This is a genomic window from uncultured Flavobacterium sp. (genome assembly GCF_963974175.1).
Taxonomy (GTDB): domain Bacteria; phylum Bacteroidota; class Bacteroidia; order Flavobacteriales; family Flavobacteriaceae; genus Flavobacterium.
Genome location: NZ_CAXBBR010000005.1, coordinates 87,761 through 113,483, shown reverse-complemented (window position 1 = coordinate 113,483; position 25,723 = coordinate 87,761). Strand labels below are relative to the sequence as shown.

The window sequence follows — 25,723 nt, the reverse complement described above, 5'->3', positions numbered from 1 at the left end:
AGCTTTTTTTTTATGCCGTTTTTAAACAATTATAAAATTTACATTCCATATATTATTACCAAAACAAATTTTTAAATTTTGTTTGATGTCACAAATTTATTTTACTCACTATAATCTACGTTCTGATCATAGCAAAGTTAAACAAGTCTTAAAGTTTGATGTTATAAGATTTAAAAACATTCTAAGGGATAATTTTAAAGTACCTTTAACAAGTGTTTTCTTTTCTTATAAAATAGATAAACAAATGAATTTAATGAAATTCCATTTACTAATGAATCTGCAAAATAGAAAAAAACTAGAAATTCTAAGCATCATAATTGTGGTCATTTCCATAGTTAGTTTTCTAGGCTATCTATTCAAATTCAGTTTTTATTCAATTTTACCTTATCCTTGGTCCTTACCTATTCAAGTAAATTCCTCAATAAACTTAGTCTTATTTTGTGTTTTGTTACATTTTATAGTTAACAAAAAAAACAATCTTTTTATTAAATATTGCTCAATACTAATAATTGTAAATGGTCTTCTAAATTTACTCTATATTATACACCTTGACTCGGGCATTCTTAATTCAATATTTACTAACCCTATTTTAGATAGTGTATTAATTACCAGGTACACTAATGGCCGTCCTTGCGTAGCAAGTATCCTTAGCTTTACGTTAATAGGGTTTTCTTTTTTGGGGATACGTTCAAAAAATAAAATTTTTAATCAAATAGCACAAGCTACTTTACATCTAGTTACACTAATTTCAATTCTTGCAATCTTAGGCTTATCAGATCACATCCCAAGTTTAGATCAACTCTACTTCTTTAGTAATTTTTCGATATACGGTGCTTTTATGCTCATGTTATTATCCATAATGGCCGCAGCTCTTCAGCCCAATTTGGGTTTTGCTGCAACATTTATTGGTTCTAAAATAGGACACGAAATTAGCCGTTCTTTATTTCCGAAAATATTATTCTCGGTTTTAATCGTAGGATATTTAAAAATTTTAATAGCACGATCAGCTTTAATAAATGAAGCTTCCGCAAATGCACTATTACAAACCTCATATATTTTAATCGCCTTATTTATAATCTACTTTACAAAAGAGAGTTTAAATAAAATTGATGATAAAAGAAAAGAAGCTGAAAGTAAAATTGTCTTAGCAAACAACAGCCTTGAAAAAAGGATTATGGAACGTACAAACCATCTAACGCAACAAAATAAGCAGTTAGAGGAATTTGCATATGTAGTCTCTCACAATTTTAGAGCACCCGTTAGTAATTTACATTCTCTTATAGATTTTTATAAGGAGGAAAAAGACATCAAAATTAAAGACCTATTATTAGAGAAATTTGAAATAACAATAAATAATCTTGATACGACACTAAATGATCTATTAAACGGTATTTCCGTTAAAAATGATTCAAAAAAGGAAAAACACCACTTATTATTCAACAACTGTTTTTTAACTGCAGTCGAATCTTTTCAAGGAGACATTATTAAATCTGGGGCTCTAATCACAAGTGATTTTTCAAAGGCGCTAGGTATAGAATATTCAGCCTTGTATTTAGAAAGTATAATTCAAAACCTTCTGAGCAATGCCTTAAAATATAGTTCCCCTCTACGAACTGCCAAAATTCATTTTGAATCCCATATTATCAACGATGAAGTTGTACTTACGGTTTCTGATAATGGACTAGGAATTGATTTAGAGGAACATGGAAAGGACATCTTTGGGTTTAATAAAGTTTTCCACAAGCATCCTGATGCAAAAGGTGTTGGACTTTTCCTAGTAAAAGCGCAAGTTGAAGGAATGGGAGGAACAATAAGCGTAGAGAGCAAAGTTGATGTTGGAACAAAATTTAAAATTATATTTTAAAACAATATTATGAACAAAAAATTACTAATTGCGATTGTAGACGATGATCTCATTTTCCAATTTATCGCAGAAAGATTGATCGAATCAATTAATTCTGAACACCAAACAATTATATTCTCGGATGGAAAAGAAGCCATCGATTTTATCGATTCTAACCGTAATGAGCTCGATACTCTTCCTGATATTATATTTCTTGATATTAATATGCCAGTTATGAATGGTTGGCAATTCTTAAATAAATATATTGAAATCAAATCGGAAATTAAGAAAGAAATAACGATCTATATAGTTAGTTCTTCAAAAAATCCGGATGACTTTATTAAAGCAGAGAACATAAATGAAGTGACTGATTATATAGTCAAACCTATCAATCGCGAAAAATACACTAGCATCCTAGATTCCTTTTGCAAATAAAACCCCCATTATCATTTTGTTTAAAAAAACTTAATAATAGACATTAAAAAACCGCAAAAGAGCACCCTTTTGCGGTTCGATAGATATTATATACTTTATTCTACTAACTTATAAAAGAACATTTCCGGAACACCTTCTACTCCTGCGTCCATCATCACTTTTTTCTGTTCTTCTGATTTGATCAATGCTTTTGCCTTATCAATATCTGAAATTGCAAATACTATAGTCACTATATTAGGATCATCAATATTTCTTGCCATTCCGCGGTCAATTAAGCCTCCCTCCATTCTTTTGATTATTCCTTCTTCGTCATATACTTTGAGCCAAGCGTCAAAATCTTTTACGCGGTGGGTTACCATTAGTCTATCTTTCAGATTTATTTTTGAATCATCATTTCGAATTACTTCATAAAAACCAAATTTAGGAGTATTCAGCACACCCGCTTTCTTCATTGCGTCCTTGAGGCTGGGGAGCATGCTAAAATCTTTTGCTTTATTGACATCATCCATTTTATCAATTACCATAATCGTATTGGGATTATCCATCCCTCTACCAATAACAAAATGCGAAATTCCATAGGTCATTCGGACTGAATCATGAGCGTCATATGCTAGTCTCCATTTATTGTAGTCAGCAACATCGTGTTTGATTACAATAACCTTAAAAGGCATGAATGCAGTACTCGCGGTATCAACCTCTTCCATTGTACTTACTTCCTCTACTTTTTCAGCTTTGTTGTTTTTACATGAAAAAAATACAACAGTAAAAACTATAACTAAAACTGACATCCACAATCGTTTACTATTTTTCATACTATTACTTTTAAAGTTAATTACACTAAGTAAATATAGTAATAAATACTGATTATCAGATACTTATATTTTAATATAATTGAAAAAGAAAAAAAATATTAGTTTCTTTCTCTAGTGAAAAGAACATAAAACTCCATAAAAAAACCGCCTAATCTTAGAATTAGGCGGTTACTATTATAAGTAGTACTATTTATTATAAAATATAATCAGTCGTAATGAAATTAGACTGATCGCTATTCAATAACGCTTGTAAAATTTCATTGTTATAGTCATTGTCTTTTGAAGCTACGAAAGTTCTAATTGAGAAGGAACGTAATGCATCGTGGATACTCAAGGTTCCCACAGCCGAATCTTTACGTCCTGTAAATGGATAAATATCCGGACCTCTCTGGCAAGAACTATTTAAATTTACACGACATACCAGATTCACTAAAGTATCGATAAGCGGCGCAATAGTTTTAATATCTTTTCCAAACAAACTTACTTGTTGCCCGTAGTTAGACTCTGCCATATCATTTAAAGGCTCTTGTATGTTCTTAAAACTAATAATAGGCACTACAGGTCCAAACTGCTCTTCATGATACACACGCATCTCTTTGTTAATAGGATATAAAACCGCTGGGAAGATAAAATTAGGAGAATGCTCTCCTCCTTTTTCATTAATCACTTTAGCTCCTTTGTCGATTGCATCATCAATCAATTCTTGAATATAAGCCGGTTTTTCTTTCTCCGGTAATGGAGTCAAAGACACAGCTTTGTCCCAAGGGTTTCCAAAAACTAGTGCATCTACTTTAGCAGCGAAACGTTTGTTGAATTCTTCCACTACGTCTTCGTGTACATATAAAATTTTCAAAGCGGTACAACGTTGTCCATTAAAGGATAAACTTCCTGAAATACATTCTTGAATGGCTAGATCTAAATCGGCATCCGCTAATACGATTGCAGGGTTTTTAGCTTCCAAGCCTAAAATTAAACGCAATCTATTCTTATTAGGATGCTGGTCTTGCAATGCTATAGCCGATGTACTGTTTCCAATCAAAGCCAAAACAGTTACTTTTCCTGATTTCATAATAGGAGCAGCTACTTCACGACCGCGACCATATACAATATTGATAACACCCGCTGGAAAACTATTTTTAAAAGCTTCTAATAACGGTGAAATTAATAAAACTCCATTTTTTGCAGGTTTGAACACTACTGTGTTTCCCATAATTAAAGCGGGAATTAGTAACGAAAAAGTTTCATTTAAAGGATAGTTGTACGGTCCAAGACACAACACAACTCCAAGTGGTCCACGACGTACCATGGCATTTACACCTTGACTTTTTGTAAAACGCGCACTATTACGGTCTAATTGTTTGTAATCCTCAATTGTATCGTAGATGTATTCTACCGTTCTATCAAATTCTTTTTGAGAATCAGGAAGTGATTTCCCTATTTCCCACATCAAATACTTCACCACCTCGTCGCGAGTAGTTTCCATTTGAGTAACAAAACGAGTCATACATTTGATACGATCTGCCACTTTCATAGTAGGCCATAATCCCTGACCGTTGTTAAACGCCACATCTGCCGCATGTACTGCCTCTAGTCCTTCTCTTTCTCCCATAAATGGAATAGAACCTAATATGGTTGGTTCGTATTTTTCGGTAGATGAAATTGTAGAAAAAACTGCTGATGTTTGACCATCCCATTTTTTCAACTCACCATTTACTAAATAGGTATCTTGATTTAATAATGTCTTTATCTGAAATTCTTCCGGTATTGCGTTCATTTTTGGTTCTTTTTGATATTATGTTTTATAAGGTATAGCAATAGATTTATATCTATATAAAGTCTCAGGGCGATACGATTTCTCCGTCCCAGCCTAAGATTCCTCCAGTTAAATTAAAAGCGTTTTCTATTCCTAATTCATTCATTATTTCGCAGGCTTTGCCGCTTCTGGCTCCTGAACGACAATAAACATAATAGTTTTTACTCTTGTCTAACGCTTCAATTTCAGAAACAAAAACCGGTCCCTGATGGATATCAATATTTATCGCATTAGAGATTATTCCGTCATTGTATTCATCCTCTGTACGTACATCTAGGATTACCGCGTTTGCATCTCCTTCAAGTTGAGATGCCCAATCTTCTTGTGATAAATTCATAAAACTGTTTTTTGTAAATTTACGATGTTTTTTGATAACAATAAACCTACGATTTTAGAATTAAATAATAAATCAGTGAAAACGTTTTCGCGACTATTTAATAATCAGTCAATTATATATTTCACTAGTAATCATCAAAAATAGTCCACTAAATCGATAGGAAAATTGTCAATTCTTCAGAGAAGATACTGTTAGAAATAAGATGACCAACTACTACATCCGTTCCTTTAACTTATTCAATAATTAACGTACTTTTACATTATTGCACACAAAAGCTAATTCAAACTCAAACTCAAAATGCAAGATTCTCTAAAAAAAACGTTCCCTACTTTTTCCAATGAGTTGATTCAAGATATTCAAAAAAATGCATCAATTCAATCCTTTAAAGCTGGAGATGTAATCATGCGAACTGGTCAGTATATCAACTATACTATGTTGATTACTAAAGGTCAACTGAAGGTTTTTAGAGAAGGGGAGAATGGTGGCGAGTTTCTAATGTATTATTTGCAACCGGGACAAGCATGTGCAGTTTCGATGATCTGTGCTACTAAAAGTCAAACCAGTCAGATAATGGCTAAGGCTGTTGATGATGTGGAATTGATTATGGTGCCACTTGCTTTGATGGAAAAATGGATGATGGAACACCGCACTTGGTATGAATTTGTAATTTTCACATACCGAATCCGATTTGAGGAATTACTAGAGGTCGTAGACAGTATTGCATTTAGGGCAATGGACGAGCGTTTAGAGTTTTATTTGAAACGCCATTCAGATGCCTGCGGCTGCAAAGATTTAAAATTATCACACCAAGAAATTGCGACAGAATTAAATACTTCCAGAGAAGTGATTTCGCGACTGCTCAAAAAAATGGAACAACGCGAATTAGTAAAATTACATCGCAATCACATTGAACTTTTAACCTAAAAAAAAACGACCTATGTGACAATTGTTACTGTTTGCGAAATAAAGAGGAACAACCTTTGTAAGAAAAATTAAGAGATGGAATATATTGGTTATTTAGCTTCAATTATTATCGGTCTTTCCTTGGGTTTAATAGGCGGTGGAGGATCAATACTTGCCGTACCCATTTTAGTGTATCTTTTTAAAATACATCCAGAACAAGCAACTAGTTATTCTTTATTCATAGTTGGGTTCACCTCAATGATAGGTTCATTTAGTCATTACAAATTAGGTAACTTAAAAATTAAATCGGCACTGGTTTTTGCAGTTCCTTCGATCTTATCTTTACTTTTTGTTCGAAAAATTATTCTCCCACTACTTCCCGATATTCTCTTTTCTATTGATAATTTTGACATTACTAAGAATTTATTAATCATGATTGTGTTTGCTTTTCTTATGATTGCAACCTCGGTTTCTATGATTCGAAAATCGAAAAAAGTCAAAGAAGCAAAAGAAATTAACTTTCTGATACTTTCAACAATTGGATTATTTGTTGGGTTAATAATAGGTTTTTTAGGTGCTGGCGGAGGATTTTTAATTATTCCAGCTTTATTATTTTTTGCTAACCTTCCTATGAAGCAAGCCGTAGGAACTTCACTATTCATAATATTTATCAACTCTTTAATTGGTTTTGGTGGTGACTTACTAGGAGGCGTTGATTTAAACTACAAGTTGTTGCTCATTATTTCGGCCATGGCTATCATTGGACTATTTATCGGAACCCAATTGTCTAAAAGAATAGATGGAGCTAAATTGAAACCTGCTTTTGGATGGTTTGTATTGGTAATGGGAATCTATATTATCTTTAAAGAGCTTTTCTTTAAATAAAACGCTATGTAACATAAGTCACTGAAATACAGCAACTAGTATTGTACTATTGTAGTAACTCTAATACTTATCAACCATGCAAGAACATTTTCAAATACTAATTGTTGGCGGCGGTAATGCAGGACTATCTGTTACTTCCCAACTACTTCGTAAAAAAAGCGACCTGAAAATAGGAATCATAGAACCCTCAGAAAAACATTATTACCAACCAGCTTGGACATTAGTGGGTGCCGGTATCTATGACATCAATAAAACAAGACGAAAAGAAAAGGATTATATTCCAAAAAATAGTACCTGGATTATTGATTCCGTTACTGAATTTGTTCCCACTGAAAACAAAGTGATCTGCCAAAGCGGAAAAGAAATCAGTTATCAATATCTAGTTGTAAGCCCAGGTATCCAATTAGACTGGGACAAAATTAAAGGCCTTAAAGAAACTTTAGGGAAAAACAATGTGAGTAGTAATTACTCCTTTGAATTTGCACCAAAAACTTGGGAGTTTATCGAGAACTTTAAAGGCGGAACTGCTGTATTTACAAATCCTTCCACACCCATAAAATGTGGTGGAGCTCCTAATAAAATAATGTATTTAGCCTGCGACTATTGGCGAAAAAAAGGCATATTAGATAAATGTGATGTTCATTATATATCTGGAGGAGCCAGTATATTTGGCGTACCCGAATATGCAGAAACACTTAAAAAAGTATTACAAAAATATAAAATACAAACTCATTTTAGCGCTAACGTAACAGCAATCAACGGACCAACAAAAACAGTTGAATACGAGACTAAAGCCACCGATGAAACGATAAAACAAAGTTTATCTACGATTGACGCTGCTTGTTATTCCATTGCTACGACTAATGATAACGCTGAAACGAAGAAAGTTTCAATGCAATTTGATCTTTGCCATGCAGTTCCACCACAATCAGCACCCGATTTTATTAAAAAAAGCCCAATTGCTGATCCCAATAGTCCTTTAGGATTTGTAGAAGTTGATAAATTTACTTTGCAGCATTCTCGTTTTCCTAATGTGTTTGCCTTAGGCGATTGTACTAATGCCCCTTGCAGTAAAACTGGAGCGGCAATACGAAAACAAGCTCCCGTGGTAGTCGCAAATATTCTAGCCGTATTAGAAGGCAAAGCTCCAACCGAAAAATATGATGGATATAGCGCTTGCCCTATTCCTACCGAATATGGTAAATTAATGCTTGCTGAATTTGATTATGACAACAAACCAAAAATGACTTTCCCATTCGATCAAGCAAAACCACGCTGGACGATGTGGATACTAAAAACCAAGATATTACCTTGGTTGTATTGGAATAAAATATTAAAAGGAACAGCATAATATAAACGTATTCCAACAAAAAACTCCCTTGTCACACTTAATTGACAAGGGAGTTTTTTATATGTATTCTAATAAGTTAATGCTCGCCGTAGCCTACATTATCCATTTTTCCGCTAAACACTTTATATTGGATAATAAAATATGCGATTACCAAGATCAATGCAATTACAAACCAATATACGCCTACTGATAATCCGTAATTATCTGCGGCCACATTATAAATGGTCAAGGAAGGATTAACCGTATTTGTAGAAGGTAAAACATTAGGGAAAATAGAAGCTGCGGTTGAAGTAAACCCTCCTACCAAAAACAAACTTGAGAATAAAAACCCAGCACCATCATGGGTATATGATTTCACTTTAAACAATCCAAAAATACCAATAAAGCATAATAAAGGAAAAAACCAAAGTAGCGGATTATCTATATAATTATGAAAAGGCTGTGGTTCAATATTATGCCAAATTAGCAACGAAAAAATCACCAAAGCGAGCAGTACAAAATTGAGTTTAAAAACGACTTGTTTTAACTTGGGATTCAAATCTGAGTTGGTTTTATAGATGATCCAATTGGCTCCATGAATCATTAAAGCCACCACACTTACAACGCCTAAAAACAAGGTAAACCAATCGATAATCCCTAACTGATCCGCTTTAGGGCTAAATGTAGGATTCCACAAAGGCAAAAAGAAAAAGTGCGCTTCCTGAGTAGAAACTCCATTAGTTACCATTCCAAGGTTTACACCGCGAACCACATTCCCTAAGGCAACACCAAAGAATAATGCCAATAATAAACTAGCTATACCAAACGCTTTATCCCAGACCACTTCCCACATTGGGTGATGTATTTGTCCACGCAATTCCAATCCAATGGCTCGAAAGATAAGCAACCATAAAATCATCATCAAAGGCAAGTAAAAGCCACTAAAGGACGAGGCATATAATGTAGGAAAAGCAAAGAATAAAACCCCTCCTGCGGCAATTAACCAAACTTCATTAGCATCCCAAAAAGGACCAATGGCATTTGTTATCGCTTTTTTATCTTTTTCCGTCTTGGCAAAAAATAAATGAATAATTCCTGCTCCAAAATCATAGCCATCCAAAACGACATAAACTGCTAAAATCCCCATTAAAACAACATACCAAAAGAATTCCATAATCTTTATTTTTTTACAGTTTCGGGACCATTTTTAATTATTTTTCCAACCAAGAGTAGAAACAACAAACCTAACAACAAATACAAACCTACAAACCCCAATAAGGTAAATAAGGTGTTCCCTGAAGAAACTGTGGGCGATATTCCTTCTGATGTTCGTAATAAATTATACACTAACCAAGGTTGTCTTCCTAGCTCTGAGGTATACCATCCAGTAGTATTTGCGATATATGGAAATGGCATCATGAAGAACAAAGCCCATAAAATCCATTTGGTTCCAAATAGCTTTTTTCTAAATAATTGTAAAGCTGCTAAAGACATCAAACCAATAAAAACGGTTCCTAAACCTACCATAATATGATAAGCATAATACAGTCCTGAAATATTGGTAGGATGTGTGTTTTCATCAAATTGATCCAATCCCTTTACAGCAGTATCCCAATTCCCATAAGTCAAAAAACTTAAAACATTGGGCACAGCAATCTTATTATCTAGTTTTTTATCTTTTACGTCAGGTTGTCCTATTAAAACAATTTCGGCTCCTTTTTCTTCGGTATGAAAAATTCCTTCCATAGCAGCAAAAGTTACCGGTTGGTACTTTACCACGTTTTTCGCTAACAAATCTCCTGTAGGCACTGCAACAATTAGACTTGATATTAATCCAAAAACAACTCCTGTTTTTAGAAACATTTTGCCGTAATCTTCATTGCGTTTACTCAAAATATAAAGCGCTCCAATTCCTGCTACAACAAATGAACTGGTTACCAGCGAAGCCGCTTGATTGTGCAAATAAGAAGGCCACAACCATGGATTAGTAAATAAAGCACTAAAATTAGTAAGTACAAATTTTCCATTGGCGAGAATCTCATAACCTACAGGATTCTGCATCCAGGAATGTGTTGCTATGATTAAAAAACCACTCGCCCACGACCCTAAGAAAATGAGAAGCCCTGTTACAAAATGCCATTTATGTCCTATGATTTTTTCACCAAAGAGAAACATTCCTAAAAAGGAAGATTCCAGAAAGAAGGAAAACATGCCCTCCATCGCTAGAGTCTGTCCAATAATCCCTCCTGTTAGTTCTGAAAATTTAGCCCAATTGGTTCCAAACTGAAATTCCATCGGAATTCCCGTCACCACCCCCATAGCAAAATTCAAAGCAAAAATCCTCATCCAAAAATGAGTCGCTTTATTGTAATGTATATCGTCTGTTTTTAGAAATTTCCACTTAAAATAAACAATGATTAAGGACAAACCCATTGTTAATTGCGGAAAAAGATAATGGAAAGTAATCGTGAATGCGAACTGCATTCTATCGTAAAAAAGCATTTCTTCCATACTGAAGTATTTTTTATAGAGATGCCCACAAATTTAACCTATTTAAATAACCTGAATCATTTAAACACTCATTTTATCTGCTGATATTTATCATAGTTTGTGATAATTATAAGTAATAACTTTGATATAGCTAATTAATAGTAGTAAAGGTATATGTAGTAAAGGTATATTATGTAACATTAGTCACTGTGAAATAGAAATACAAGAATTACCTTTGTATAAGAATCTTAAAAAACACTATCATGCAAATAGAACAAATATATACAGGATGTTTAGCGCAAGGCGCTTATTATATCACTTCAAATGGTGAAGCGGCTATTATAGATCCCCTTCGCGAAGTACAACCTTACCTGGACAGATTAGAACGAGATAATGTAAAACTTAAATATATTTTTGAAACGCATTTTCACGCTGATTTTGTTTCGGGACATCTCGATTTAAGTAAAGCGACTGGAGCACCAATAGTATATGGCACGAATGCAAACCCTGAATTTGAAGCGATCATCGCCACTGACGGACAGGAATTTATTCTTGGAGACATCAAAATAAAAGCGCTACACACTCCTGGGCATACCATGGAAAGTACCACCTATTTATTGATTGACAAAAATGGTAAAGAGCATGCTATTTTCTCTGGTGACACGTTGTTTATTGGTGACGTAGGAAGACCCGATTTGGCTCAAAAAGCAGCTTCTATGACACAGGAACAATTAGCAGGAATATTATTTCATTCGCTAAGAGACAAAATCATGACTTTGCCTGATGATGTAATTGTGTATCCCGCTCACGGTGCCGGTAGTGCATGTGGTAAAAACATGAGCAAGGAAACTGTAGGAACCATTGGTAATCAAAAAGAAACTAATTATGCTTTAAGAGCTAATATGACTGAGGCTGAATTTATCAAAGAAGTAACGGATGGCTTATTGCCTCCTCCAGCTTATTTTGGAATGAATGTAGCCATGAACAAGCAAGGATATGAAAGCTTTGAGTCTGTTTTAAACAACGGTATGAGAGCTATTGAGGTAAAAGATTTTGAAGCGGTAGTCGAAGAGACTGGAGCTCTAATCTTAGACACTCGTAAAAATGGTGCTTTCGCCAAAGGATTTATTCCACAATCAATAAACATAGGAATTGAAGGCGACTTTGCTCCATGGGTAGGTGCTTTAATTGGTGATGTAAAACAACCCATTATTCTCGTTACAGAAATAGGTCAAGAAGAAGAATCGGTAACACGTTTAAGTCGTGTAGGATTTGACAACTTAGTAGGTCATATAAACGGTGGTTTTGAAGCTTGGAAAAAAGCAGCCAAAGAAATCGATACTGTCAACAGAATAAACGCAGAAGAGTTTGCCAAAGAAGTTAAAGTAGGCCAAAGCAAAGTTATTGACATTCGTAAAGACAGTGAATATAGCGCAGAACATGTTGAAGATGCATTTAGCAAGCCGCTATCTAGTATAAATGACTGGATCAAAGATATCGATCCTAAAGAACCGTTTTTCTTGCATTGTGCAGGTGGATACCGTAGCATGATTGCCGCTTCGATATTGCAGGCTCGTGGTTTCAGAAATTTCAAAGAAATTGAAGGCGGATTTAATGCTATTGCTAAAACGGAATTGCCTAAAACTGATTTTGTATGTCAAAGTAAAATTTTATCAAAATAAAAATATGGCACAACTACCTGTTAAAGTACTTGTTTTTCAGTAATTTATACCGTAAATTCATAATAACTATTTTAATTCAAGAGTTTTAATTTTTTAAAAGAAATATTATGAAAAAGAATTTAGGTATGACGGACAAAATTATTAGAGGAACTATAGCAGCTATTATCGTAGTAATGTATTTTGCTGATATCATAAGTGGTACTGTAGCAATTGTTTTTGGTAGTATTGCCGCTATTTTATTCATTACAAGTCTCATCAGCTTTTGCCCAATGTATTCCATATTTGGTCATAGTAGCAGTCGCTACAATAAAAGTAAAACGTAATTTAAACTTATGAAGGAAACAGTCAATAAAGACTTAATCTTAAGAGAACGCCTCGCATTACAGCGAACCACTTTAGCAAACCAAACCACTGTATTAGCCTTTATTCGTACCGCGATGTATTTTTTTGTTGCAGGTTTAAGTACCAGAAATCTATTGGCGATTGAAAACAGTCTAATAATCGAAGTTGCATTTTATACGATTGCATTTGTTATTTTAATCTTAGGTCTGCTGAATTTTTTTAAGCACAGAAAGATGATTACTGAAAATAGAAAACACATTGGAGATTATAAATTAGATTATTATGAATGACATATCTTGTTGTACTGTATCCTGTGATAAACCATTAGATCAAGACTATTGGGACGCACAGTATAAAGCAAATACTACTGGTTGGGATTTGGGTTTGGTCTCTCCACCAATTAAAGCCTATATCGATACTTTAAAGAATAAAGACATCGCTATTTTAATTCCAGGTTGTGGGAACACTTACGAGGCTGCCTACCTTCTGGAACAAGGATTTACAAATGTTACGGTAATAGATATTGCTCCTACATTAGTAAAAATTATTGAGCAAAAATTTATAAGCGATACCCGCATACAAGTCCTATTGGGTGATTTTTTCAACCATAAGGGCGAATATGACTTAATTATTGAACAAACATTTTTTTGTGCTTTACCGCCCGTAATGCGTCAAAAATATGTTTGGAAAATGCACGAGCTTTTAGCAAAAGACGGAATACTTGCTGGATTGTTATTTAATCGAACATTTGAGGTAAGCCCACCTTTTGGCGGAAGCCAAGAAGAATATGACTTACTTTTTAAAAATGCATTTGACTTTATCAAATTAGAGAAAAGTGATAATTCTATTGCTCCGAGAAGTAATTCAGAATTGTTTTTCGAATTTAAAAAAAACAGTACTGCTGAAGTAAATCTTTATGAATTTGAAGGAATAACTTGCAGTGGCTGTATGGATACGGTTACTAAAAAGTTTGCAGCGGGTAAGGACGTACTTAATGTAAGCATGAACGGCAATTTTACGGAAGTTCTAATTGTTAGCACTATAGAAATTCCATTAGAAGAACTACAAAAAATAGTTTCTTATGATGACCATTACAAAATAAAGAAAATAACACAATGAAACAATTGCTATTTACAAACTGGCATAGCATGCGCTGGATTCGGCTTGCAATTGGACTGTTTTTAATACAGCAAGCCATACAATATCAACAGATATTATTCGGTTTCATGGCTGCTTTTTTTCTATTCCAATCGATTTTTAATACCGGATGCAGCCTTAATGGATGCTCAGTATCACCTTTAAAGAAAAATAAAAATGAATAATAGTTTTGATAATCTCATAAAATCAGAGAAACCAGTACTAATCGATTTCCACGCTACTTGGTGCGGACCTTGCAAAGTACTCGGACCCATTTTAAAAGAAGTGAAAGACAATTTAGGAGACCGAATTTCAATTATAAAAATTGATGTGGATAAAAACCAACAAATAGCATCTCAGTATCAGGTGCGCGGTGTTCCCACAATGATTCTTTTTCAAGAAGGGAAACAATTGTGGAGAGAATCAGGTGTCTTGGATAAAAATGCTATTATCAAAATCATATTGGAAAAGAGCAACAAATGACAAAAAAAGCCGTGATTCTTACTGGAACAGGTATACTAATTGGTGCCATTGCAGGATATGCATATTACCATTATGTAGGCTGTACCTCAGGAACCTGTGCTATCACGTCTAAACCGCTCAACTCCACTTTATATGGAAGTCTAATGGGTGGTTTACTATTTAATATGTTTGTAAAAAAAGAAAAAAAGTAACTCTCGTTGCTTTTTTTTTCTACCTTTACTAACCAAACGGTTAAACCATAAAGTTAATACTAATGAATACGGAAGAAAAAATATTTAATGCGGCAAGAACTGTGTTCCAAAAAAAGGGGTTCGCGGGAGCGCGTATGCAGGAAATTGCAGATGAAGCGGGAATTAACAAAGCCATGTTGCATTATTGTTTTAAAAATAAACAACTTCTTTTTGAGGCAGTATTCATGAATGCCTTTGGCCAATTGGCTCCTCAAATCAATGCCATCTTTAATTCTAATGAATCAGTTTTTGAAAAAATAACAAAGTTCACCCATAATTATATTTCATTCGTCATTGACAATCCATATTTGCCACCATTTGTAATTCAGGAAATGAACAACAATCCTGAGTTTGTAATGAGATTTCTCAACCATGAAAGCAGACCTAATCCTAGCGTGCTAATTGCCCAAATTGAAAAGGAAATTGAAGCTGGAATAATAAAACCTTTGAAGCCTAAACAACTTTTGATGGATATCTTTTCTTTGACTGTTTTTCCCTTTGCAGCGCAAATGTTAATCAAAGGATTAGTACAAATTTCTGAATCGGAATTTAACGAAATGATGGAAGAACGAAAAACCAGTATTGCTACACAAATTATAAATTCGATAAAAAAATGAGACGAATAAACCTCCTATTTCTACTGCTGTTACCACTATTATCTATAGGCCAGCAAACACTGTCTCTGGAAGAGTGCTATGCTTTATCCAATAAAAACTATCCTATTGCCAGACAAGCTAATCTACTTCAACAAAAATCAGCCTTAGAAATTGAAGCGCTTAATAAAGCGAAACTACCTAAGATTGACTTAAATGCACAAGCAACTTATCAGTCAGATGTAACAGCTCTGCCAATTAGTGTACCAAATGTCACAGTAAACCCACCTAACAAAGATCAATACCGCGCTACCCTAGATGTCAACCAATTAATCTATAACGGCAGTCTGATTAATGCTAATGCAAAAATCAAAGAAGCACAAACAAAAACACTACAGCAACAAACGGCAGTCAACCTCTACCAACTCAAATCTAGAATAAATCAGCTGTACTTCTCCTCCTTTCTTCTACAAGAGCGTCATACTATTTTGATATCAAAACAAGAACAATTAGACGCCAAGATTAAAGAAGTAAAATCCGGAATAAAATATGGCGCTATCCTTCCCGCATCTGAGAAAGTGCTAGAGGCAGAAAAACTAAAAATAAGACAACAGCTCACAGAAATTAAATTTGATAAGAAAAAAGCATTGGAAAGTCTTTCGTCCCTAACGGCGTCGACCATAAATAACGAGGTAACGTTAGTAAAGCCTGTAATTGATTGGAAAATAAGTACGGTAAACAACCGCCCCGAACTGCAATTGTTTGATTTACAAAACGAACAAATTGAAATCTCAAAAAACACAATTTCAAAAAATAATTTACCACGAGTAAATGCATTTGGTCAGGCGGGTTACGGAAATCCGGGACTAAATATGCTAGATAATTCCTTTCAAACTTTTTACATGCTCGGTGTAAAAGCAAATTGGAATGTGTTTGACTGGAATAAATCGAAAAAAGAGAAAGATGCGCTAGTCATATCTGAAGCAATTGTGACTACCGAAAAAGAAACCTTTTTGCTTAATAATGACCTTCAATTGCAGGAAATAGAAAATGAAGTAAATAAGTTGCAGGAAGTAATCGTCACTGATACAGATATTATTTCCTTAAGAGAATACGTCGTAAAATCATCTGATGCACAACTAAAAAATGGTGTAATCACTTCCTCTGACTATTTGGTCGAATTGACAAATCTATACGAAGCCAAAACGAATCAGAAATTACATGAAATTCAATTGCTTTTGGCGAAAGCTAATTACCAAGTTATAAAAGGAAATTAAAAAACCATTTCGGCTTCTAAAGCGAACAATAAATAAACTATTATGAAAAAAATGATTATCGCTCTAATTATAGTAAGTCTAGCGGCTTGCAACAAAAATAACGACAAGGCAGATGGTTACGGTAACTTTGAAGCTACTGAAGTTACGATTTCGGCGGAAGCCAATGGGAAAATTGAATTCTTAAATCTGGAGGAAGGTGCTGTTCTTGAGCCCAATACTTCAATAGGACTAATAGACACCACCCAATTGTACTTGAATAAACAACAATTACTCGCTTCGAAAACCACCATTTTTTCGAAATCAAAAAATGTACAGTCTCAAGCTAATGTTTTGCAAGAGCAACTCAAAACAACGTCGATTGAGCAAAAGAGAGTTCAGAATATGTATGCTGAAAATGCAGCTACAAAACGCCAAGTTGATGAAGTGGAAGGCAAAGTGAACGTATTAAAAGAACAAATAAAGAGCGTAGGAACACAAGATGCGCCAATCCTAAATGAAGCCAAATCGATCGATGTTCAAATAGAAAAAATTAACGACCAAATTGAGAAAAGTAAAATCACCAACCCGATAAAAGGAACGGTTTTAGCCAAATACGCTGAGCCAAATGAAATCACTGCTTTTGGGAAACCGCTTTATAAAATTGCCGATCTATCCGAAATGACGTTGCGCGTATATGTTAGCGAAACCCAACTGCCCAAAATAAAAGCGGGACAAAAAGTTACTGTCAAAATTGATACGGATACCGAAATGAAATCCTACCCCGGAGCGATTTCTTGGATTGCTTCTTCTGCAGAATTTACTCCAAAAGTGATCCAAACCAAAGAAGAACGGGTGAATCTGGTCTATGCCGTAAAAGTGAAAGTCAAAAATGACGGCAGCCTAAAAATTGGAATGCCCGCAGAAATGTGGATCAATAAATAAACCTTTTAGAACAATCAAAATGAACTTAAAAAATCTTCATACAGAAACTAAAGCAGTACAAACTAAACTTCTTTTCTCAGCACCGGAAGGCAAAGTAATTTCATTACAAATTGCAGCAGGAGAACAATTGAAAGAACATCTTAGTAAAGTTCCAGCACTTTTAGTTTGTGTTTCTGGAAATGCTATTTATAAAGACGAAAAAGAATCTGTTTTTAATTTAAAATCGGGTGACTTTGTGAATATAGAACCTGATGTAAAACATCGAATTGACGCAGTAGAAGAAAGTAATTTTTTATTGATTAAATAATGAGTATCCAAGTTCAAAATATTTCAAAATCCTACGCCAAAATCAAAGCTATTGATGCCGTTTCTTTTGAAGTAAAAGAAGGAGAAATATTTGGATTGATTGGCCCTGATGGTGCTGGAAAAACAACTCTATTCCGAATATTGACTACCCTTTTAATCGCTGATGAAGGAAAAGCAAGTGTCGTAGATTATGATGTAATTAAAGATTATAAAGCTATTAGAAATTCAGTGGGATATATGCCCGGAAAATTTTCGTTGTATCAAGATCTAACTGTCGAAGAAAATCTTTCGTTTTTTGCTACCATTTTCGGAACAACTATTGAAGAAAATTACGAACTAATCAAAGATATCTATATTCAAATTGAACCTTTCAAAAAGCGTAGAGCCGGAGCTCTATCTGGGGGAATGAAACAGAAATTAGCTTTGTGTTGTGCATTGATTCACGCACCAAAAGTGTTGTTTTTAGACGAACCAACAACCGGAGTTGATCCTGTTTCTAGAAAGGAATTTTGGCAAATGCTAAAACGTTTGCAACAAAAAGGAATCACAATATTAGTTTCTACACCTTATATGGATGAAGCGTCACTTTGTGATAGAATTGCTTTAATCCAAAAAGGAAAAGTATTAAAAATCGATACGCCACAAGCAATTACTGACAATTACGAAAAAGTGATTTACGATATTCAATCTAAAAATACGCACGGTTTAATTCACGATTTAAAAAACTATCCAAGTCATTACAGTGTCTATGCTTTTGGTGAATTTATTCATTACATCGATAAAAATGTAGATTTTAAACCTATAAATCTAAAGACTTATTTAGAATCTAAAAACCATTCAGAAATAATCATAAAAAAAGCAATAACAACCATCGAAGACGTTTTTATGGACCTTTAATTCAATTATGAATTGTGAATTATGAATTATGAATTCAGCGTTTCTAAAAATAATCTATGAATCTGTAGCAAAAAAATAAAATCCAAATTCGTGAAATTCGTGTTTAAAAAATGAAGAAAGAGAAAATCATACAAGTTGAAAAACTAACCAAAACATTTGGAGACTTCACAGCAGTTAAAGGCATCACATTTGATGTTTATAAAGGAGAAATTTTTGGGTTTTTAGGAGCAAATGGAGCAGGGAAAACGACGGCAATGAAAATGCTTATCGGAATTTCAAGTCCAACTTCTGGCAGCGCCATTGTAGCAGGTTTAGATGTAGCCACTCAAGCGGATTTAGTTAAAAAAAACATTGGCTATATGAGTCAAAAGTTCTCACTATATGATGATTTAACGATTAAGGAAAATATTACTTTTTTTGGAGGAATTTATGGTTTATCTCGTAAAAAAATCAAAGAAAAAACACAGCAACTAATTGCCGAATTAGAAATGCAAAACGTAGCCGATAATTTAGTTGGTTCCTTACCATTAGGTTGGAAACAAAAATTATCCTTTTCTGTTGCTTTATTACACGAGCCTAAAATAGTATTTCTTGACGAGCCTACTGGTGGCGTTGACCCAATTACTAGAAGACAATTTTGGGAAATGATTTACACTCAGGCCTACAAAGGCACAACTATATTCGTTACCACGCATTACATGGACGAAGCTGAATATTGCGACCGTGTTTCCATCATGGTTGATGGCGTTATTGAAGCACTAGACACTCCAAAAAACTTGAAACAACAGTTCAATGTAGATTCTATGAATGATGTGTTTTTAAAATTGGCGAGGAATATAGAGTAATCCCCCTGACCGCCGAAGGGGAAACTAAGTATATTGTAGAAATTCAAACATAAAAAAACTTTGCTGACCTTGCGAAAGCCCTTGCGAAATTAGCGGTTAAACAAAAAATAGAATGAAAAGATTTATTGGTTTTGTAAAAAAAGAATTCTATCACATTTTTCGTGATAAACGTTCTATGTTTATCCTTTTCGGAATGCCAATTGCACAAATTATGTTGTTTGGTTTTGCCATTACAAACGAAATCAACAACGTAAAAATTGCTGTTTTAGACCAATCAAAAGATACTGAAACCCAAAAAATAATCCAAAAAATAAGTAATTCTTCTTATTTTACAATAGCACAAGAAATTAAAACGGAATCCGAAATCGAATCCGTTTTCAAAAAAGGAGAAGTTAAAGCTGTTTTGGTTTTCGAAAAAGATTTTATCAAACATTTGCAAACTCAAAAAAACGCAAAAGTTCAAGTGATCACTGACGCAACCGATCCAAATATGGCCAACACCATTTCTAATTACATTACCTCAATTCTTCAAAATTTTATCCAAGAAAAAAACAGAAACAACAAGCAAGCTTATCAAATTCAAACGCAAACACAACTATTTTATAACCCAGCCATGAAAAGCGTTTTCACTTTTGTTCCAGGCGTAATGACGGTTATTTTAATGCTCGTTTCTGCTATGATGACATCGATTTCAATCACTCGTGAAAAAGAATTAGGTACTATGGAAGTCCTTTTAGTTTCACCATTAAAACCGTTCCAAGTAATTATTGGGAAAGTTTTTCCATACATCTTTTTGTCAGTAATCAACGCCGCAGTTATTCTACTTTTAGGTTATTTTGTTTTTGAAATGCCCATTGAAGGAAGTCTGTTTTTATTAGCCATAGAAAGCGTTTTGTTTATTATATGTGCCTTAGCACTAGGGATTTTAATTTCCACACTATCAGATTCTCAGCAAACAGCTATGATGATTTCGCTATTCGGACTCATGTTGCCCGTGATTTTATTGTCAGGATTTATTTTTCCTGTTTCGAGTATGCCTTTGCCTTTACAGCTCATCAGCAATATTATTCCTGCTAAATGGTTCATAATCATCATCAAAGCGATAATGCTAAAAGGAGCAAGTTTTTCGGTAATCTGGAAAGAAACCTTAATTTTAGTTGGAATGACATTGTTTTTCATCGTAGTAAGCATCAAAAAATACAAAATACGATTAGAGTAAGCAATGGCAATGGCAATGGCAATGGCAATGGCAATGGCAATTTAAAAAAATTCGTGCCTTTGTGCCTTCGTGGCAAAAACAAACCAAAATATGAAAACAATCTTATTCATCATACAAAAGGAATTCAAGCAAATTTTTAGAAATAAAAGCATGCTGCCTATTATTTTTATTTTACCTCTGTTACAATTGGTCGTTCTATCCAATGCCGCGAGCTTTGAAGTAAAAAATATTAAATTATCCTATATCGATCATGACCGCTCTGCAACTTCACGCGAGTTGATCAACAAATTTAAAGCGTCAAGCTATTTCAATGTTAGTTCTGAATTTCAATCTAAAAAAGAAACTAATTTCCAAATGCAAAAAGGAAATATAGATGTCATTCTGGAAATCCCTATTCACTTTGAACGCAATCTAATCAAACAAAAAAATACCAATCTTTCAGTTAGTATCAATGCTATAGACGGTGCTGCGGCAGGAGTTTCTAATGTGTACATTACGCAAATTATTTCCAGTTTCAATCAATCCATACAAACACAACTACAAACTTATAATGATGGAAATACAACGCAACCCGAAAACATTATGACCATTCCGTCCTTTTGGTACAACAAAACTTTAAATTACAAAACCTTCATGGTACCCGGTATTTTAGTTTTATTAGTTACGATGTTGTCTTTGTTTTTGTCCTCTATGAATATTGTTCGAGAAAAAGAAGTGGGAACATTAGAGCAAATTAATGTAACCCCTATTAAAAAACACCAATTTATCATTGGTAAATTATTTCCGTTTTGGGTATTAGGATTGGTGATTTTAACGGTTGGATTAGTCATCGCCAAAGTTGTATTTAGCGTACCAATTCTAGGTAATATCTTTTTGATTTATGGTTTCACTTCTATCTATTTAATACTAATTTTAGGAATTGGACTGCTCATTTCTAATCATACCGAAACCCAACAACAAGCCATGTTCATCGCTTGGTTCTTTACTGTAATTTTTATCTTAATGAGTGGATTATTCACCCCTATTGAAAGTATGCCAACATGGGCTCAAAACTTAACTTATTTCAACCCTATTCGTTATTTTGTTGAAGTTATAAGAATGGTGATGCTAAAAGGTGCAGGCTTTGATGAAATTAAAAATAAAATAGGCATCATTGCACTTTATGCTTTGGCTATAAATGGATTTGCTGTATGGAGTTATAAAAAAACGAATTAGGATTTTGAGTAAAATCTTAAAACTACATTTACTCCTTCACCCACTTGTGTAGCACGGTTTCTAAATCATGTAAAATAATGGGTTTAGAAATATAGTCATTCATTCCAGATTCTAAACACTTATCTTTTTCTTCAATAAAAATTCCAGCTGTCAAAGCAATGATTGGTGGAGATGCAGAACGGCTTAATTTTCGAATTTCAATAGTAGTTTCAAAACCATTTTTTTTAGGCATTTGGATATCCATTAAAATAATATCGAGCGTCTCTTTTTTATAAATCTTTATTGCTTCTTTTCCATCTTTAGCTTCAAAAATGGTACAATTGGGTATTATTTTTTTTATTAATTTTTTTGCCAGGAGCATATTAATTCTATTGTCCTCAACAATTAGAATTTTTGTATTATTCAGATATTCTTTGTGCGGCTCCTTGTACTCAGCCGTCTGATCAAGAAACGGAATAGTATTGATTTTTTTCTTATCTGACTTCTTAAAATCTATTATAAAATGAAAATCACTTCCTTTGCCGTATTTACTCGTAAGAAGTAATTTACTATTCATTAACGCTAACAACTGATTAGAGATTGCTAATCCTAAGCCTGTTCCACCAAATTTTCGAGTAGTAGAAAGGTCTTCTTGCACAAAAGATTGAAATATTTTTTCTTGATTTTGCTGTTTTATCCCAATACCAGTATCCTTTACTGAAAAATGTATTCTGGAAATAGCATCATCATCGGAGGCGATTTCCATAACATTTAACTGTATAGAACCTTCCATTGTGAATTTTAAAGCATTTCCTATCAAGTTTACAATAATCTGTTTTAGCCGTACCGAGTCAGCAAAGATAAAATGAGGTAAATCACCTTCGAGATCTAACACTAGATCAATATTCTTTAAATTTGCCTGATGCTTGAAAAGATTAATCACTTGCTTAGTCAATGCAACAAGATCAACTTCTTCAATATTCAATTCTAATTTCCCTGATTCAATTTTAGAAAAATCCAAAACGTCATTGATAATATCCATCAATATGACTGCAGATTCATTTACTATATTAATATATTCTGATTGATCTATATCGAGATCCGTTTTCATTAACAAATCAGTAAAACCAATTATTCCATTAAGGGGCGTACGGATTTCATGACTCATGTTAGTCAGAAAATTAGATTTAGCCTTGTTTGCAGCTTCCGCTAGATTTTTCGCTATTATCAATTCATTTTGCATTAGTTTTATCTCTGTAATATCAGTAAAACTAATTACAATTTCTGTTAGATTGCCCGTCGAGTCGAGTACTGGAAATCCATTTACTAAAAGTAACAATACCGCTTTAGAATGAGGTCTTTTAACTCCTGCAATGAAGTTATTGAGTGGTTTTCTATTGGCTAAAATTTGGTTAACAGGATATTTCTCAAAGGGTAAAGGCAAATAATTTTCATCCAAAAATTTCCAATCGGGATCTACCGCTTGTTTTCCTTTCAACTGGCCTTCGCTCAAACCAAGCAATTCAGAAGCTTTAGGATTGCTCACTACTATAGATGAGTCTGGGGAATGAACAATAATCCCTTCGGCTAAACTATTTAAAAGACCCCTGAATTTTTCTTGACTATTTCGCAAGGCAAACTCAGCCTCTTTAAGTTCAGAAATATCAATTAATGTTACGTTACACTGTTCATGGTCTATTGAAATAACACCAGATAAGTGACCAAAGAAGGGTTTCTTATCTTTGGTTATAAGATTGACTTCACAAGATTCTTTACCCTTACTTTCAAAAATTTTCTCCAAAAAGGCATCGAAAATATATTTTGTGTCATCAGAAACGAAAAAAGCAAATTGACTATTTAATACACTTGAATGCAGTTTGCCAAGCATATCGGCCCCAGTTAGATTAGCTTCAATAACTTTGCCATCGGTAGAGAGCGTAAAATATGCAGAAGGTGCATAATCATACAATTTAGTATATTTTTCAATTGTATGCTCTGCAAGCTCTTTAGCCAAGAGTAGTTCTTGGTTTTGCATTTCAAGCTCAATTTTATGAACTTCTAATTCGTGAATGAGTTTCAAAGTATTCACTTCGGCAAGTTTTCCGTCAAATTTAGATTGATTTTTATTTTTCTGCAACTCTTCGGCCCTTAACCTAAGAAGTGCAGCAACTTTCGAATTGTTTTCAGCTTTTTCCATCCAAACTAACTATTTTAAATAGTATACAATTATAAAATATATTTTATAATTAGACACTATTTAATTATCGATTCGAAACACTTATTTCGAATCTACAATAGTAAAGTTACGAATAAAACATTGCATTACTTCATGATTATCAACTATATACATGTTCAATGTGAAATCAATATTAATTTTTTGCCCAGTAGCTGTTTCAATTTGGACATTTTCATAATTAACCGGTTTATCCTTCTTTAATTCTTTAAACATATCCTCATTGGCTATTATATTTTTTAAAAATTTGAGTTCCCAAATTGTTTTTTTTACAAACTCTTCTTTGGGATGCCCTAATAATTGAGTCAAAAATGGATTTACATCCGTTATTTTCCCCGTCAAGGAATCAATATAAAATATTCCTTCTTTTGCTGATTCAAAAAGATGATGATAACGTGTCTCTGCTAAAGCCAATGCTTCTTCAATACGTTTACGTTCTGTAATATCTCTAATGATACACTGAATCACTTTTTTATTGTTCACCAAGTACGATGTACTAACAAATTCAACTTTAATCTCCTTACCTTTAGCAGTTTGCAGCGGTAAATTTTCATAACGAACAAATTTCTTTTTTCTTAACTCCGAGAATTTTTCTTTATTAGCTACGATATCTTGAAAGGGCCCTATTTCCCAGATTGCCTTTTCAACGAATTGTTCATAAGAGTAACCCAACATTTCAATTAAATACGGATTAACATCCATAATATCACCTGTTTCTTCATTTAGGATTAGAATACCATCTTTAGCTGATTCAAATAGTCGTCGGTATCGATTTTCCATGACTAATGCCTCTTCAGCCTTTTTGGAAGAAGTGATGTCTGTAAATGTGATTACAATACCATCAATGCGATCATCTAATGTTCGATAGGGCATAATTCGCACATTAAACCATCTTCCATCCCCTGTACCAATTGTATTTTGAATAGGTGCCAGATTTTTGATTACATTCCGTGAATCACGCCCCATATCAGGATAATTCAAATCATTAACTAAGTCTGTAAAAGGCCTGCCGGCATCGTTAGATCGAATTTTAAATAATTTGGTTACAGCATCTGTAAACCTACGAATATTTAGCTCTTTGTCTAGAAAAAGTGTTGCAATCTCAGTACTGTTAAGCAAATTCTTCATGTCATTATTTGCTTGCTCAAAATCACTAAGCTTATTTTGAAGTTCCGCATTTACAGTCTGCAACTCTTCATTTAGACTTTGCATCTCTTCTTTGGAAGTGGTCAGTTCCTCATTAGTTGATTGCAATTCTTCGTTCGTTGATTGCAATTCTTCGTTGATAGATTTCAGCTCTTCCTGCGAGGCTTGCATCTGTTCTCTTGAGGTTAACAAGTCTTGATTTAATTGTCTCAATTCCGCCTCAAGTTCTTGCTGTCTACTTGATAAATTTGGCTTACCAATTTTTTGTTTCAATAAAGTTTGCTCTACAATCTCTCGCTCATCCTTAAAAACAATCAATAAAACCACCTTTACTAAAATTAAATGAATGATAGCAAATAACTTACTCCAA

At 33.8% G+C, this 25,723-nt stretch carries 26 protein-coding genes; 19 read left to right on the top strand and 7 right to left on the bottom strand.

The features are described from left to right. The first annotated feature begins 85 nt into the window (after window positions 1-85). On the top strand, window positions 86-1,864 hold the full coding sequence (locus AAC069_RS10185; protein WP_339920361.1) for a HAMP domain-containing sensor histidine kinase: 1,779 nt from the start codon (window positions 86-88) through the stop codon (window positions 1,862-1,864). 9 nt (window positions 1,865-1,873) lie between these two features. Next, window positions 1,874-2,278 carry a response regulator gene (locus tag AAC069_RS10180; RefSeq protein WP_339920360.1) on the top strand — a complete coding sequence of 135 codons (405 nt, stop codon included), beginning with the start codon at window positions 1,874-1,876 and terminating at the stop codon, window positions 2,276-2,278. A gap of 95 nt (window positions 2,279-2,373) precedes the next feature. Here the strand turns inward: AAC069_RS10180 and AAC069_RS10175 are convergent, their stop codons facing one another. The 3 genes from AAC069_RS10175 to AAC069_RS10165 all read right to left on the bottom strand — a co-directional run bounded on the left by AAC069_RS10175 (window position 2,374) and on the right by AAC069_RS10165 (window position 5,240). Then, window positions 2,374-3,090, bottom strand: coding sequence for a hypothetical protein (locus AAC069_RS10175; RefSeq protein ID WP_339920359.1), 717 nt, complete (start codon window positions 3,088-3,090; stop codon window positions 2,374-2,376). 193 nt (window positions 3,091-3,283) lie between these two features. After that, window positions 3,284-4,864, bottom strand: a complete 1,581-nt coding sequence (locus AAC069_RS10170; RefSeq protein WP_339920358.1) for an NADP-dependent glyceraldehyde-3-phosphate dehydrogenase — start codon at window positions 4,862-4,864, stop codon at window positions 3,284-3,286. Window positions 4,865-4,928: 64 nt separating this feature from the next. After that, on the bottom strand, window positions 4,929-5,240 hold the full coding sequence (locus AAC069_RS10165; RefSeq protein ID WP_339920357.1) for a rhodanese-like domain-containing protein: 312 nt from the start codon (window positions 5,238-5,240) through the stop codon (window positions 4,929-4,931). A 297-nt stretch (window positions 5,241-5,537) separates the two neighbouring features. Between AAC069_RS10165 and AAC069_RS10160 the strand changes: the two genes are divergently transcribed. The 3 genes from AAC069_RS10160 (at window position 5,538) to AAC069_RS10150 (ending at window position 8,379) form a co-directional block, all read left to right on the top strand. After that, window positions 5,538-6,164: a Crp/Fnr family transcriptional regulator gene (locus AAC069_RS10160; RefSeq protein ID WP_339920356.1), complete on the top strand. Its 627-nt coding sequence runs from the start codon at window positions 5,538-5,540 to the stop codon at window positions 6,162-6,164. A 75-nt stretch (window positions 6,165-6,239) separates the two neighbouring features. After that, window positions 6,240-7,028 carry a sulfite exporter TauE/SafE family protein gene (locus tag AAC069_RS10155; protein ID WP_339920355.1) on the top strand — a complete coding sequence of 263 codons (789 nt, stop codon included), beginning with the start codon at window positions 6,240-6,242 and terminating at the stop codon, window positions 7,026-7,028. 76 nt (window positions 7,029-7,104) lie between these two features. Continuing rightward, window positions 7,105-8,379: an FAD/NAD(P)-binding oxidoreductase gene (locus tag AAC069_RS10150; protein ID WP_339920354.1), complete on the top strand. Its 1,275-nt coding sequence runs from the start codon at window positions 7,105-7,107 to the stop codon at window positions 8,377-8,379. A gap of 76 nt (window positions 8,380-8,455) precedes the next feature. Here the strand turns inward: AAC069_RS10150 and cydB are convergent, their stop codons facing one another. Both cydB and AAC069_RS10140 read right to left on the bottom strand, forming a co-directional pair. Continuing rightward, entirely contained in the window at window positions 8,456-9,532 is a 1,077-nt protein-coding gene (cydB, locus tag AAC069_RS10145; RefSeq protein ID WP_339920353.1) for a cytochrome d ubiquinol oxidase subunit II, read from the bottom strand. A gap of 5 nt (window positions 9,533-9,537) precedes the next feature. Further along, window positions 9,538-10,869 (bottom strand): cytochrome ubiquinol oxidase subunit I, encoded by a 1,332-nt coding sequence (locus AAC069_RS10140; RefSeq protein ID WP_339920352.1) that lies wholly within the window; start codon window positions 10,867-10,869, stop codon window positions 9,538-9,540. A gap of 242 nt (window positions 10,870-11,111) precedes the next feature. On the opposite strand from AAC069_RS10140, the gene AAC069_RS10135 reads away from it, so the two are divergent. The 14 genes from AAC069_RS10135 to AAC069_RS10070 all read left to right on the top strand — a co-directional run bounded on the left by AAC069_RS10135 (window position 11,112) and on the right by AAC069_RS10070 (window position 21,995). After that, window positions 11,112-12,530 carry an MBL fold metallo-hydrolase gene (locus AAC069_RS10135; protein ID WP_339920351.1) on the top strand — a complete coding sequence of 473 codons (1,419 nt, stop codon included), beginning with the start codon at window positions 11,112-11,114 and terminating at the stop codon, window positions 12,528-12,530. A 107-nt stretch (window positions 12,531-12,637) separates the two neighbouring features. Further along, the gene (locus tag AAC069_RS10130) at window positions 12,638-12,853 is read left to right on the top strand and encodes a DUF2892 domain-containing protein (RefSeq protein WP_339920350.1); all 216 of its coding nucleotides are present in this window, start codon (window positions 12,638-12,640) and stop codon (window positions 12,851-12,853) included. Window positions 12,854-12,862: 9 nt separating this feature from the next. Beyond that, a complete protein-coding gene (locus AAC069_RS10125; protein WP_339920349.1) occupies window positions 12,863-13,162 on the top strand; it encodes a DUF202 domain-containing protein in 300 nt (99 codons plus the stop codon). After that, entirely contained in the window at window positions 13,155-13,991 is an 837-nt protein-coding gene (locus AAC069_RS10120; RefSeq protein WP_339920348.1) for a methyltransferase domain-containing protein, read from the top strand. The genes AAC069_RS10125 and AAC069_RS10120 overlap by 8 nt, the downstream gene beginning before the upstream one ends. Window positions 13,992-14,186: 195 nt before the next feature. After that, entirely contained in the window at window positions 14,187-14,492 is a 306-nt protein-coding gene (trxA, locus tag AAC069_RS10115) for a thioredoxin (protein ID WP_074722772.1), read from the top strand. Then, window positions 14,489-14,683, top strand: a complete 195-nt coding sequence (locus tag AAC069_RS10110; RefSeq protein ID WP_339920347.1) for a DUF6132 family protein — start codon at window positions 14,489-14,491, stop codon at window positions 14,681-14,683. The genes trxA and AAC069_RS10110 overlap by 4 nt, the downstream gene beginning before the upstream one ends. A 62-nt stretch (window positions 14,684-14,745) precedes the next feature. Next, a complete protein-coding gene (locus tag AAC069_RS10105) occupies window positions 14,746-15,339 on the top strand; it encodes a TetR/AcrR family transcriptional regulator (protein ID WP_339920346.1) in 594 nt (197 codons plus the stop codon). After that, window positions 15,336-16,592, top strand: a complete 1,257-nt coding sequence (locus AAC069_RS10100) for a TolC family protein (RefSeq protein WP_339920345.1) — start codon at window positions 15,336-15,338, stop codon at window positions 16,590-16,592. The genes AAC069_RS10105 and AAC069_RS10100 overlap by 4 nt, the downstream gene beginning before the upstream one ends. 42 nt (window positions 16,593-16,634) lie before the next feature. Next, a complete protein-coding gene (locus tag AAC069_RS10095) occupies window positions 16,635-17,513 on the top strand; it encodes an HlyD family efflux transporter periplasmic adaptor subunit (protein WP_339920344.1) in 879 nt (292 codons plus the stop codon). Window positions 17,514-17,532: 19 nt separating this feature from the next. Next, a complete protein-coding gene (locus AAC069_RS10090) occupies window positions 17,533-17,820 on the top strand; it encodes a hypothetical protein (protein WP_339920343.1) in 288 nt (95 codons plus the stop codon). Beyond that, window positions 17,820-18,716, top strand: a complete 897-nt coding sequence (locus AAC069_RS10085; protein ID WP_339920342.1) for an ABC transporter ATP-binding protein — start codon at window positions 17,820-17,822, stop codon at window positions 18,714-18,716. The genes AAC069_RS10090 and AAC069_RS10085 overlap by 1 nt, the downstream gene beginning before the upstream one ends. 110 nt (window positions 18,717-18,826) lie before the next feature. Continuing rightward, complete coding sequence (locus tag AAC069_RS10080; protein ID WP_339920341.1) at window positions 18,827-19,561, top strand: ABC transporter ATP-binding protein; 735 nt, start codon at window positions 18,827-18,829, stop codon at window positions 19,559-19,561. Window positions 19,562-19,673: 112 nt separating this feature from the next. Next, the gene (locus AAC069_RS10075; protein WP_339920340.1) at window positions 19,674-20,780 is read left to right on the top strand and encodes an ABC transporter permease; all 1,107 of its coding nucleotides are present in this window, start codon (window positions 19,674-19,676) and stop codon (window positions 20,778-20,780) included. 90 nt (window positions 20,781-20,870) lie between these two features. Beyond that, window positions 20,871-21,995, top strand: coding sequence for an ABC transporter permease (locus AAC069_RS10070; RefSeq protein WP_339920339.1), 1,125 nt, complete (start codon window positions 20,871-20,873; stop codon window positions 21,993-21,995). Between the two features lie 28 nt (window positions 21,996-22,023). Here AAC069_RS10070 and AAC069_RS10065 read toward each other — a convergent pair whose 3' ends face one another. Both AAC069_RS10065 and AAC069_RS10060 read right to left on the bottom strand, forming a co-directional pair. After that, window positions 22,024-24,171 (bottom strand): ATP-binding protein, encoded by a 2,148-nt coding sequence (locus AAC069_RS10065; RefSeq protein ID WP_339920338.1) that lies wholly within the window; start codon window positions 24,169-24,171, stop codon window positions 22,024-22,026. Between the two features lie 81 nt (window positions 24,172-24,252). Continuing rightward, window positions 24,253-25,680, bottom strand: a complete 1,428-nt coding sequence (locus AAC069_RS10060) for a PAS domain S-box protein (RefSeq protein WP_339920337.1) — start codon at window positions 25,678-25,680, stop codon at window positions 24,253-24,255. Window positions 25,681-25,723: the final 43 nt, after the last annotated feature.

Coding starts and splice junctions, on each gene's coding strand:
- AAC069_RS10085 (WP_339920342.1), top strand. CDS start 17,820: ATGAGTATCCAAGTTCAAAATATTTCAAAATCCTACGCCAAAATCAAA.
- AAC069_RS10110 (WP_339920347.1), top strand. CDS start 14,489: ATGACAAAAAAAGCCGTGATTCTTACTGGAACAGGTATACTAATTGGT.
- AAC069_RS10130 (WP_339920350.1), top strand. CDS start 12,638: ATGAAAAAGAATTTAGGTATGACGGACAAAATTATTAGAGGAACTATA.
- AAC069_RS10140 (WP_339920352.1), bottom strand. CDS start 10,869: ATGGAAGAAATGCTTTTTTACGATAGAATGCAGTTCGCATTCACGATT.
- AAC069_RS10125 (WP_339920349.1), top strand. CDS start 12,863: ATGAAGGAAACAGTCAATAAAGACTTAATCTTAAGAGAACGCCTCGCA.
- AAC069_RS10075 (WP_339920340.1), top strand. CDS start 19,674: ATGAAAAGATTTATTGGTTTTGTAAAAAAAGAATTCTATCACATTTTT.
- AAC069_RS10065 (WP_339920338.1), bottom strand. CDS start 24,171: ATGGAAAAAGCTGAAAACAATTCGAAAGTTGCTGCACTTCTTAGGTTA.
- cydB (WP_339920353.1), bottom strand. CDS start 9,532: ATGGAATTCTTTTGGTATGTTGTTTTAATGGGGATTTTAGCAGTTTAT.
- AAC069_RS10135 (WP_339920351.1), top strand. CDS start 11,112: ATGCAAATAGAACAAATATATACAGGATGTTTAGCGCAAGGCGCTTAT.
- AAC069_RS10150 (WP_339920354.1), top strand. CDS start 7,105: ATGCAAGAACATTTTCAAATACTAATTGTTGGCGGCGGTAATGCAGGA.
- AAC069_RS10155 (WP_339920355.1), top strand. CDS start 6,240: ATGGAATATATTGGTTATTTAGCTTCAATTATTATCGGTCTTTCCTTG.
- AAC069_RS10105 (WP_339920346.1), top strand. CDS start 14,746: ATGAATACGGAAGAAAAAATATTTAATGCGGCAAGAACTGTGTTCCAA.
- AAC069_RS10165 (WP_339920357.1), bottom strand. CDS start 5,240: ATGAATTTATCACAAGAAGATTGGGCATCTCAACTTGAAGGAGATGCA.
- AAC069_RS10175 (WP_339920359.1), bottom strand. CDS start 3,090: ATGAAAAATAGTAAACGATTGTGGATGTCAGTTTTAGTTATAGTTTTT.
- AAC069_RS10160 (WP_339920356.1), top strand. CDS start 5,538: ATGCAAGATTCTCTAAAAAAAACGTTCCCTACTTTTTCCAATGAGTTG.
- AAC069_RS10180 (WP_339920360.1), top strand. CDS start 1,874: ATGAACAAAAAATTACTAATTGCGATTGTAGACGATGATCTCATTTTC.
- trxA (WP_074722772.1), top strand. CDS start 14,187: ATGAATAATAGTTTTGATAATCTCATAAAATCAGAGAAACCAGTACTA.
- AAC069_RS10120 (WP_339920348.1), top strand. CDS start 13,155: ATGAATGACATATCTTGTTGTACTGTATCCTGTGATAAACCATTAGAT.
- AAC069_RS10070 (WP_339920339.1), top strand. CDS start 20,871: ATGAAAACAATCTTATTCATCATACAAAAGGAATTCAAGCAAATTTTT.
- AAC069_RS10095 (WP_339920344.1), top strand. CDS start 16,635: ATGAAAAAAATGATTATCGCTCTAATTATAGTAAGTCTAGCGGCTTGC.
- AAC069_RS10170 (WP_339920358.1), bottom strand. CDS start 4,864: ATGAACGCAATACCGGAAGAATTTCAGATAAAGACATTATTAAATCAA.
- AAC069_RS10185 (WP_339920361.1), top strand. CDS start 86: ATGTCACAAATTTATTTTACTCACTATAATCTACGTTCTGATCATAGC.
- AAC069_RS10080 (WP_339920341.1), top strand. CDS start 18,827: ATGAAGAAAGAGAAAATCATACAAGTTGAAAAACTAACCAAAACATTT.
- AAC069_RS10100 (WP_339920345.1), top strand. CDS start 15,336: ATGAGACGAATAAACCTCCTATTTCTACTGCTGTTACCACTATTATCT.
- AAC069_RS10090 (WP_339920343.1), top strand. CDS start 17,533: ATGAACTTAAAAAATCTTCATACAGAAACTAAAGCAGTACAAACTAAA.